The organism is Kitasatospora sp. NPDC024654, from assembly GCF_055559155.1.
The window spans coordinates 31,881-41,186 of the sequence record NZ_JBVHLF010000046.1 but is presented as its reverse complement, the minus strand read 5'-3'; the positions used below and the strand labels follow the sequence as shown (position 1 = coordinate 41,186).

The window sequence follows — 9,306 nt, the reverse complement described above, 5'->3', positions numbered from 1 at the left end:
AGAGGGGTTCTGGGAGAACCCACACCCCCCCCCCCCCCCCCCCCCCCCCCCCCCCCCCCCCCCTCCCTCCTCCCCCCCCCACCCCCCCCCCCCCCCCCCCCCCCCCCGCCACCTGCCCCACCGGCCACGGGTCCTCGCCGACAACCAGAACACCACCTACACCAACGTCACCCCCTACGCCGTCTGCACCCCCTGACCCACCCAGGCCCCACACGTGCAGCCAGCGCCGCCCGCACGGCGGATTTCGGCACCCATGAGGGCCGGGCCTGTCAAGCGCCCGCGTTACACCCCTGCGCTCTGGGCGGCGTGCGCGTGCATGGCGGCGCGGGCGGATGTCTTGGCGCTGTCCACGACCGTGCGGTCCTGCAAGAGGCGCCCGGAGGTGAGGGCTCCGTCGATCAGTAGCCCAAGATGGGCGGCCAGCGCGGCTGGCTCAGTGGCTCCGGCGGTTGCCGCGAGGCCGGCGAGCCATTCCTGGCGGCGCTGGGTGTGGGCGACGGTGGCCGCATGTGCCTTGGAGCCGGACTCGGCCTCGACTGCGGCGCTGATGAAAGGGCAACCGAAGAAGCCGTGGCGGTCGAAGGAGGCCAGCAGTGCGTCGAAAAGGCCCACCACCTGCTCGGCGGGATCTGGTCCAGCCGCCTCGGCCGCCGCCTCCAGTTGCTGCATCCACGAGTCGTCGGTGCGCTGCAGGTAGGCGGCGATCAGGTCGTCCTTGGTGCGAAAGTGGGCGTACAGCGTCGACTTCGCCACGCCCGATTCCGCGATGACCTGGTCGACTCCCACCCCGCGCAGGCCGTACCGGTGGAACAGGCCGGAGGCTGTGTCGAGGATCTTCTGCTCGGTATTCGTCTTGCGTACGCGTGTCGCCATGCGAGACAGACTAGTCCGTTTGATTAACGGCCGCACTCCGCTTGCTGCCACTAATCAGACGGACTAGTCTGTTTGATTAGTGGGGTTCCCCCGCTGCTTCGAACGATGCGTATGAGGATGGTGACGTGATGCGTGCGGTGGTGCTGGAGGAGTTCGGCGGCCCGCTTGAGCTGCGGGAGATCGACCGGCCCGTGCCGGGACCGGGGCAGGTGCTGGTGCGGGTACACGCCAGCGGGGTGAACCCACTGGACACGAAGATCAGGGCGGGAAGAGCAGCACACGCCCGTGTCAAGCCGCCGGCCGTGCTGGGCATGGACCTGGCCGGTCAGGTAGTGGAGACGGGGCCCGGTGTGGGCGGCTTCGCGGCTGGGGACGAGGTGTACGGCCTGACCGGCGGCGTGGGTGACCTGCAGGGCTCGCTTGCCGAGTTCGTGGCCGTCGACGCGCGCCTGGTGGCCCACAAGCCGGCCGCACTGTCGATGCGTGAGGCGGCCGCGCTGCCCCTGGCGGTGATCACTGCGTGGGAGGGGCTGGTGGACCGAGCCGGGGTACGGGCCGGCCAGAAGGTTCTGGTGCACGGCGGCGCGGGCGGCGTGGGCAGCGTCGCGGTTCAGATCGCCGCTGCCCGCGGGGCGGAGGTGTTCGCCACCGAGTCGGCAACCAAGGGCGACGTGGTGCGGGCCCTGGGGGCGGTGCCGATCGACCACGCCGCGGTGAGCGTGCAGAAGTACGTGGCCGAGCTCACCGGCGGCACCGGTTTCGACATCGTCTACGACACGGTCGGCGGCCCGGTCCTGGACGCCTCCTTCGAGGCGGTTCGCACCTACACCGGCCATGTCGTCAGCTCCCTCGGCTGGGGCACACACGCGCTGGCACCCCTGTCGTTCAAGGGGGCCACGTACTCGGGGGTGTTCACGCTCCTGCCGATGCTGACCGGCCAGGGCCGCGAGCATCACGGCGAGATCCTGCGCGAGGCCGCAGCGCTGGTAGACCAGGGCAAGCTCCGTCCCCTGCTGGACGAGACCCGCTACAGCCTCGCCACCGCAACGGACGCCCACCGGGCAGTGGAGTCCGGCGCGGCCAACGGCAAGGTCATCGTCGACGTCGCCCCCTGACGCCTGCCCCTGCCACAGCACGGCACAGCGCAGCCGGTGGGTTTCCGCTCTGGCCTCCGACAACCGGTCAGAAGCCACGCGGGAGGTCGGGAAGCGGAGAAACCACGCCGTCAAGCCCAACGGCTTGTATCGAAAGCGGGGCCAGAACCAATTTCGCCCAGCCTCATCACCGCGTCCTGCTGCCCGCCGTCACCGCGCCGGTCCTGGGCCGCGGTCGGCTCACCGACGTCTACGAACGCTGACCGCGGCAGCAGGGCGCGGACCTCTGCCGATCAGCAGGCCGCCACCGTCACGGCCGGTGTCGTCCTGCCGGTGCGCTCGGCGGTGACCGCCGGGGACGCGCTGATCATCACGATGTTCCTGACCAGGACGTGCCCCGGGTCCGTGACGGTCACCGACACCCAGGGCGACCACTTCCAGAACGTCGCCGACCTCACCGGCACCGGGCTTGAGCGCCTGCTCGTCCTGGCCGCCTTCGACGTCCGGCCCCTGACAAGCTCGGACTCGATCCGGATCTCCTACCTGGATGCCGGCAGCTACACCGTCGCGGTCGACGAGTTCCGCGGCGTCCACGAGGTCCGGGCCGGCATCCAGCGCTACGGCGAGACAGCCGCCCCGAACCCCCTCGCCGGCAACTACAGCCCGACCACCTGCGAGGCCGGCGACCTGGCGCTCACCGCCGTCGGCAGCCGGACCTACAACGGCGTCGGCTTCGACCCGCCGTGGCACCAACTGCCGGTCGTCCCACCCGCCCCCTACGACCTGGTCCCCGGCTGGGACACCACGACGACCACCGGGCCGTGCGCGGCGGCCGGCAGCGCCGCGTCCCGCTGGGTCCGAGCGTCCGTCTTCTTCCACTGACGTCCGCGCTCGACCGTCCCGGACCGCCCCGGCCTCGCCCGGTGGGCGTCATCCCCCGCGCGGATCAAGCGGGTTGACGTACAAGCGCCCCTCCGAGCAAATGTAGCGGGACTGCCCCCAGCGGGCCGCCGAGGCGAGGTCCGGGAAGAAGCTGCTGCCGTTCAGGTTGGCGCTGGCGTTGCGAAGCACCGGGATGCCGCTGAGCTTCTCGTACTCGGTGAGGATCCGGGCCGCGGCCGCGTCCACCGAGGCGTCGACGGCCTGCAGCCGCGCGGTGCCGTCCACGTGGACGATCGCCGGAACCCGCTGGATACCGCGACCACCGCCGCCAGCAGGGCAGTGAAAGACCTCCCCCGTACCACGACGCCCCCACAGGCTTGCCTCTAACGGCTCTGTTCCGTAGTCGGTGGTGACACTGCGTCCCCGGCTGCAATCATGGGGGGTGGACGATGCCAACTCGCTTGTGAATGTGGTGTTTTCTGGACTGTCGGTGCTGGTCGTCGAGGATGTGGTGGATGGCGGTGAAGTGGTCCGGGTGACGGCCCGGACGATGGATGTCCCGTGGGGTGCGCGAGCCGACCACCCGGGAACGCTGGCACAAGATCCACACCCTCCTCGGCCAGGGCGTCGGCCTGCTGGACTGTTCCCGCCGCCTGGGCCTGGCCCTGAACACAGTCAAGCGCTATCCGCGCATCCCCGAACCGACCGCCGAGCGGATCGCGCCCCAGTACCGGCCGACCCTGGTCGACCCCTACCGCGACCATCTGCACACCAAGGAAACCGCGCTCCTGGACGCGGTCACCGCAGCCTGCCCCGAGACGACCGGCCTCGCCCGCCTGATCCGCGCCTTCGCCGGGCGCCTGGCGCCGGCCGCGGGCAACGACGCCCGGCTCACCGAGTGGATCAGCCAGGTGACACACCCCTACTCGGCGTGGGGCGAGATCGGCCTGCTCGGCCGGGACTTCGCCCTGGGGATGCTCAACCTGATCCACGGGAGCCACCCTCAACCCTCCCCCGCCACAGCGCGAGGTTGTCCCGACACATGACGGTGTCCGGGTCGTCCGGTCCCCGGAGCCGCAGCCGGTCCGCCAGCAGCTCATCGAACGCGGCCGCGGCACCAGCCGCATCCCCCGCTTCCCCCCGCCACCAGGCGAGGTTGTTCCGGGTGTCGAGCGTGTCCGGGTGCTCCGGACCCAACACCCGCAGCCGGTCCGCCAGCAGCTCATCGAACGCGGCCGCGGCACCGGCCGCATCCCCCGCTTCCCCCCGCCAGTAGGCGATGTTGTTCCGGGTGATGAGGGCCTCCGGGTGGTCCGGGCCCAGCACCCGCAGCTGGTCCGGCAACAACTCCTCGAACGCGGCTACAGCGCCGGCCGGATCCCCCGCCCGTCCCCGCCAGTTCGCCACGCTGCTCCGCGTGGCGAGGGCCTCCGGATGGTCCGGTCCCAAGACCCGCGACCGGTCGGCCGACACCTCCTCCAACGCGCCAGCGGCACCCGCCGCGTCCCCCGCCTCCCCATGCCACCAGGCCAGGTTGTGCCGGCAGAGGAGGGTCTGCGGGTGGTCCGGGCCCAGCACCCGCATCAGGTCGTCCAGTAACTCCTCGGCCGCAGCCGCGGCTCCAGCCGCGTCCCCCGTCTTCCCACGCCACCAGGCCAGGTTGTTCCGGGTGGTGAGCGTGTCCAGATGATCCGGGCCCTGGACCCGCACCAGGTCAACCAGCAATCCCTCGGCAGCGGCGGCAGCACCTGCCGTGTCGCCCGCCCGCACCCGCCAGAACACGAGACTGTTCCGGCATCCCAGGATGTCTGCGTGCTCCGGGCCCTGGACCCGCAGGCGGTCCGCCAACAGCTCATCGAACGCGGCCGCGGCACCGGCGGCGTCCCCCGACTCCCCCAGCCACCAGGCCAGGTTGTTCCGGGTGGCAAGGGTGTCCGGGTGGTCCGACCCCAGCACCCGCAACCGGTCCACCACGAGCGCCTCGAACCCGGCCGCGGCGCCCTCCGCATCCCCCGCGTTTCCGCGCCAGTACGCGACGTTGTTCCGGGTGGTGAGGGTCAACGGGTGGTCGGGGCCCAGCACCCTCGTCATGTCGGCCCGCAGCTGCTCGAAGACGGCGGCAGCACCCGCCGCGTCTCCCGCCTCCCCTCGCAGGTTCGCCACGCTGTGCCGCGCGATGAGGGTGTCCGCGTGGTCCGGGCCCAGCACCCGCAGCCGGCCCGCCAACAACTCCTCGGCCGCGGCCACCGCGCCGGCCGCGGCCCCCACCTGCCCCCGCCAGAAGACGAGGTTGTTCCAGCAGGTGAGGGTCTCCAGGTGGTCCGGGCCCTGGACCCGCAGGCGGTCCGCCAACAACGCCTCCAGCTCGACCACGGCACCGACCGCATCGCCCAGCTGCCCCCGCCAGTTCGCCAGGTTGTTCCGGGCGGTCAGGGTCTCCGAGTGGTCCGGCCCCTGCACCCGCAGCCGGTCCGTCAACAACAACTCCGCGGCAGCGGCGGCACCCGCCACGTCTCCTGCCGCCCCCAGCCAGTGCACGAGATTGTGCCGGCAGGTGAGGACCTCGCGGTGGTCCGGGCCCTGGACCCGCAGCCGGTCCACCAGCAACTCCTCGAACGCGGCCGCGGCACCGGCCGCGTCCCCCGACTCCCCCCGCCACCAGGCCAGGTTGTTCCGGGTGGCCAGGGTCTCCAGGTGGTCCGGCCCCTGCACCCGCAGCCGGTCCACCAGCAACTCCTCCACAACAGCCATGGCACCCGCCACGTCCCCCGCCTCCCCCAGCCAGCGCGCGAGGTTGCTCCGACAGGTGAGGACCAGCGGATGGTCCGGACCCTCCACACGCACCCGGTCCACCAGCAACTCCTCGAACGCGGCCACGGCACCGGCCGCGTCCCCCGCCTTCCCACGCCACCAGGCCAGGTTGTTCCGGGCGGTCAGGGTGGCCGGATGGTCCGGACCCAACACCCGCAGCCGATCCGCCAACACCGCCTCGGTGGCGACCACGGCACCGGCCGCGTCCCCCGACTCCCCCCGCCAGCGGGCGATGGTCTCCCGGGTGGTGAGCGTGTCCGGGTGGTCCGGGCCCGACAGTCGCAACCGGTCCGCCAGCAACTCCTCGAACGCGGCCACGGCACCCGCCACATCCCCCGACTGGGCCCGCCAGAAGGCAAGGTTGTGCAGGACGATGAGGGTTTCCGGGTGCTCCGGGCCCAGCACCCGCATCAGGTCGTCCAGCAACTCCTCGGCCGCGTCCCTGGCACCGGCCAGATCCCCCGACGACCCCCGCCAGACGGCGAGGTTGCTCCGGATGAGCAGGGTGTGCGGGTGGTCCGGGCCCAACACCCGCAACCGGTCCACCAGCAACTGCTCGCCGGCGGCCACCGCACCCGCCACATCCCCCGACTGCGCCTGCCAGACGGCGAGGTTGTGCCGGGTGACGAGGGTGTTCGGATGGTCCGGTCCCAGCACCCGCAGTCGGTCCGCCAGCAACTGCTCGGCCGCGTCCCTGGCACCGGACACGTCTCCCGACTGCCCCCGCCAGAAGGCCAGGTTGTCCCGGGTGCGGAGGGTGTCCGGGTGATCCAGCCCCTGCACCCGCAGCCGGTCCGCCAACAGCTTCTCAGCCGCGGCCGCGGCACCCGCCGCGTCTCCCGAGTGCCCCCGCCAGAAGGCGAGGCTGTCCCGGGTGAGCAGGGTGTCGGGATCATCAGGATCATGGAGCCGCAACCGGGCCGCCAGCAACTCATCGAACGCGGCCGCGGCACCGGCCGGATCCCCCGACGACCCCCGCCACCTGGCGAGGTCGTGCCGGCCGGCGAGGGTGGAACGGTGCTCCGGGCCCAGGCGGCGCGCGGTCTCGGCCGTGAGGTGCCGGAAGTGGTCGCGCGCGGCGGCGACCTGGCCGGACTCGCCGAGGCTGCGGCCAGTGCGGTACAGCACGGCGTGCGCGCCGGGCCGGTACAGAGCGGTCTCGGCGTTGCTGGTGAGGGCGGCGGTGTTGGCGCGCAGGGCCTGGGCGAGGTTGGTGTCCCGCTCGACCTCGGGCCAGGCGGCGGTCAGGGCGTCGGCGGCTGCGCGTGCGAGCCTCTCGTGCTGGTCAGGGCCGAGCTTGTCGCGGGTGACGCGCTGGATGAGCTGGTGGACGCGGACGGCCTGGTGGGAGCTGCCGGGGGTGTGGTCGATCAGGCTGAGCCGGTGCAAGGCCCGGAGCGCGCCTGCCGCGTCCTCGACGGTCACCGGCACCAGTCGCCCTTCGCCGCCGGGGGTGCGATGCGCAGTGAGGTAGGCCAGGGCGGGTTCGCCAGCCGGCACGCCACCGGGGATGCCGTTCGGGTCGAGCATCGAGACGAGCTGGAGCATCGGGCGGGCCAGCCCTGCGGGGCGGAGCCGGTCGGCGCGCTCGATGGACAACGACCAGGTGGCGGAGACGGTGGCCGCCTGGCTGTCGGGCCGTGACTCAGGCAGCAGCTCGGCGTACTTCCTGACCTGGTCGGCCAGCAACTCGCGGTATCTGGCGCAGGTGATCCCGTCATCCGCGACGAAGGCGGCGGCCTGCGCCAGTGCAAGGGGCAGGTGTCCCAGATCCGCGGCAAGACCCTCGATCTGTTCGTCGGTCTCATTCTGGTGGCGCGCGCCCAGCACGGAGGCGAGGTAGGCGGCCGCCTCGCCCGGAGTGAACGGACCCACGTTCACCAGGCGCCGGTCGTCTCCGATCAGCGCGGCGTCGCGACGGCGGGTGGTGATCAGGGTGTGGCCGTGTGGGCTGTCGGGGGGCCATAGGTCCTGCAGGTCGGCCGGGTCGGCAACGTCGTCCAGGACCACCAGCCACCGGCACCGCTCCTTGCCGGGTCTGTGCTCCAGCCAACCCAGGAACGCCTCGGCTGCCTGCTCGGGGTCGCTGGGGTCGACGGCCAGCAACTCCTCGGCGGCCTGGGCGTAGCGGGCCACGATGGCCGAACGGGTGCTCGCGCTGACCCAGACCAGCACGTCGAGCTCGTGGGCCTGCCAGGCGGTGCGGGCGTAGTGGGCGGCGAGCTGGGTCTTACCCACCCCGCCCGTCCCGGTCAGTACCTGGGCCGGCACCGCGGCGCCACTGCCGTCGCCGACTGCCGTCAGCAACTTGTCGGCGGCGTCGCGGCGTTGGAAGGACTGGGCGCGGCGCGGGATCTTGCCGACCATGTGCGGCCACGTGGCCCTGGTGCGGGGTGCGGCTTGGTAGTAGCCGATGGCGGTACCGCCGCGGTCAGCCGTGATGATGGTGTACCCGGGTGAGGCCACGATCGCGCCAGATCCGCCTACCTCTGCGGCGGACCCGGCTGCTGAGGGCTTCCCAGAGTCACGTTCCCCGTAGTCACGTTCCAGCCGGCCACGGAACCGCGGTCGGCGCGGATGCCCACGTTCCCTGCGACGTTCACCCCGCCCTGCCCCACCGGCGCGGCACCGGCCTGGCGGGCCAGGGCCTCGAGTTCCCGCACCGCGCGCTCCAGGGCCTCCGCGAAGCCGGGGTCCTGCTCGGCGGCGTCCTCCAGCGCGAGCTCCACCCGCTGGCGGCTGCGGTCGCTCGGCCGCTCCTGGCCCGCCTCGGCCTCCTCGGTGAGCTTCCTGAGGGCGGGATCCTCGCCGAGCTTGGTGCTGACCAGGTCGTGGAAGCGGTCCATCGCCGTGTCCAGCGTGCGGTCGACCTCTGCGTCCGCCCGGCCGGCCACCCGCTTCCCCTTGCGGAGCACCCACGAGAAGACGTACCCGACCGCGAGCTCTATGCCCGTCACCGCACCCCTCCATCCCAATTACTGACAGTGCGTTAGACAATACTCGCAAGTCGCCCTCCGTGCGGGTAAAGTCGCGCGCCTCCTTAACCGACGACCAGGACGTACTCCTGGAGTTCTACAACTACCCGGTCGAGCACTGGATCCACCTGCGGACCACCAACCCCATTGAGTCGACCTTCGCAACCGCCCGTCTTCGCACCAAGGTCACCCGGGGCGCCGGCTCCCGCGCCGCGGCCCTCGCGGTCGCCGTGACCGCCACCGGCAACACCGTCCGCCTGTGGGACGTCGAGAACGGCATGCTCTGGCAGCGCGACGGCAACTACACCACGCAGACCTGGTCCAACTGGACCCCGTGGACCGAGACCAGCGACATCGCCAGCGCCAACGTCGTAGCGATGGGCAACACCGTGCACCTGTTCACGATGGATACCAAAGGCCAGATCACGGAGCGCGACGGCAACTACGACGCCGGCAACTGGTCCCCGTGGTACCCCTGGGGCACCCTGGGCAAGTGACCGGCGGTCAGTGTCACAGGTGACGACGTGATGGTGGGGGGGGGGGGGGGGGGGGGGGGGGGGGGGGGGGGCAGGGGGAGGGGGGGGGGGGGACGGGGGGGGGGGGGGGGGGTGGCTTTTTTTGTCTTTCCCCCCCCCCCCCAGGGCGCGTCGGCCGGTCAGTCCATCCGCTGG

General features: G+C 72.1%; 8 protein-coding genes and 1 pseudogene. 4 read left to right on the top strand and 5 right to left on the bottom strand.

Features of this window, described 5'->3' with window-relative positions:
- Positions 1 to 282 precede the first annotated feature (282 nt).
- A complete protein-coding gene (locus tag ACZ38L_RS24835; protein WP_465697219.1) occupies positions 283 to 873 on the bottom strand; it encodes a TetR/AcrR family transcriptional regulator in 591 nt (196 codons plus the stop codon).
- Positions 874 to 1,001: 128 nt separating this feature from the next.
- Here ACZ38L_RS24835 and ACZ38L_RS24830 point away from each other — a divergent pair, with 128 nt between their 5' ends.
- The gene (locus tag ACZ38L_RS24830; RefSeq protein ID WP_465697255.1) at positions 1,002 to 1,988 is read left to right on the top strand and encodes a zinc-dependent alcohol dehydrogenase family protein; all 987 of its coding nucleotides are present in this window, start codon (positions 1,002 to 1,004) and stop codon (positions 1,986 to 1,988) included.
- Positions 1,989 to 2,260: 272 nt separating this feature from the next.
- Here the strand turns inward: ACZ38L_RS24830 and ACZ38L_RS24825 are convergent, their stop codons facing one another.
- A complete protein-coding gene (locus tag ACZ38L_RS24825) occupies positions 2,261 to 2,383 on the bottom strand; it encodes a hypothetical protein (RefSeq protein ID WP_465697217.1) in 123 nt (40 codons plus the stop codon).
- Between ACZ38L_RS24825 and ACZ38L_RS24820 the strand changes: the two genes are divergently transcribed.
- Positions 2,373 to 2,849: a hypothetical protein gene (locus ACZ38L_RS24820; RefSeq protein ID WP_465697215.1), complete on the top strand. Its 477-nt coding sequence runs from the start codon at positions 2,373 to 2,375 to the stop codon at positions 2,847 to 2,849. The genes ACZ38L_RS24825 and ACZ38L_RS24820 overlap by 11 nt on opposite strands.
- Before the next feature lie 48 nt (positions 2,850 to 2,897).
- Here the strand turns inward: ACZ38L_RS24820 and ACZ38L_RS24815 are convergent, their stop codons facing one another.
- Entirely contained in the window at positions 2,898 to 3,305 is a 408-nt protein-coding gene (locus tag ACZ38L_RS24815; RefSeq protein ID WP_465697213.1) for a carbamoyltransferase C-terminal domain-containing protein, read from the bottom strand.
- Between the two features lie 83 nt (positions 3,306 to 3,388).
- Between ACZ38L_RS24815 and ACZ38L_RS24810 the strand changes: the two are divergent.
- A pseudogene (locus ACZ38L_RS24810) lies at positions 3,389 to 3,763 on the top strand (ISL3 family transposase); the annotation flags it as partial.
- Between the two features lie 64 nt (positions 3,764 to 3,827).
- Here the strand turns inward: ACZ38L_RS24810 and fxsT are convergent.
- Both fxsT and ACZ38L_RS24800 read right to left on the bottom strand, forming a co-directional pair.
- A complete protein-coding gene (fxsT, locus tag ACZ38L_RS24805; protein ID WP_465697211.1) occupies positions 3,828 to 8,126 on the bottom strand; it encodes an FxSxx-COOH system tetratricopeptide repeat protein in 4,299 nt (1,432 codons plus the stop codon).
- Positions 8,127 to 8,143: 17 nt separating this feature from the next.
- Positions 8,144 to 8,617: a hypothetical protein gene (locus ACZ38L_RS24800; protein ID WP_465697209.1), complete on the bottom strand. Its 474-nt coding sequence runs from the start codon at positions 8,615 to 8,617 to the stop codon at positions 8,144 to 8,146.
- Positions 8,618 to 8,676: 59 nt separating this feature from the next.
- On the opposite strand from ACZ38L_RS24800, the gene ACZ38L_RS24795 reads away from it, so the two are divergent.
- The gene (locus ACZ38L_RS24795; protein WP_465697260.1) at positions 8,677 to 9,132 is read left to right on the top strand and encodes a hypothetical protein; all 456 of its coding nucleotides are present in this window, start codon (positions 8,677 to 8,679) and stop codon (positions 9,130 to 9,132) included.
- The last annotated feature ends 174 nt before the right edge of the window (positions 9,133 to 9,306 follow it).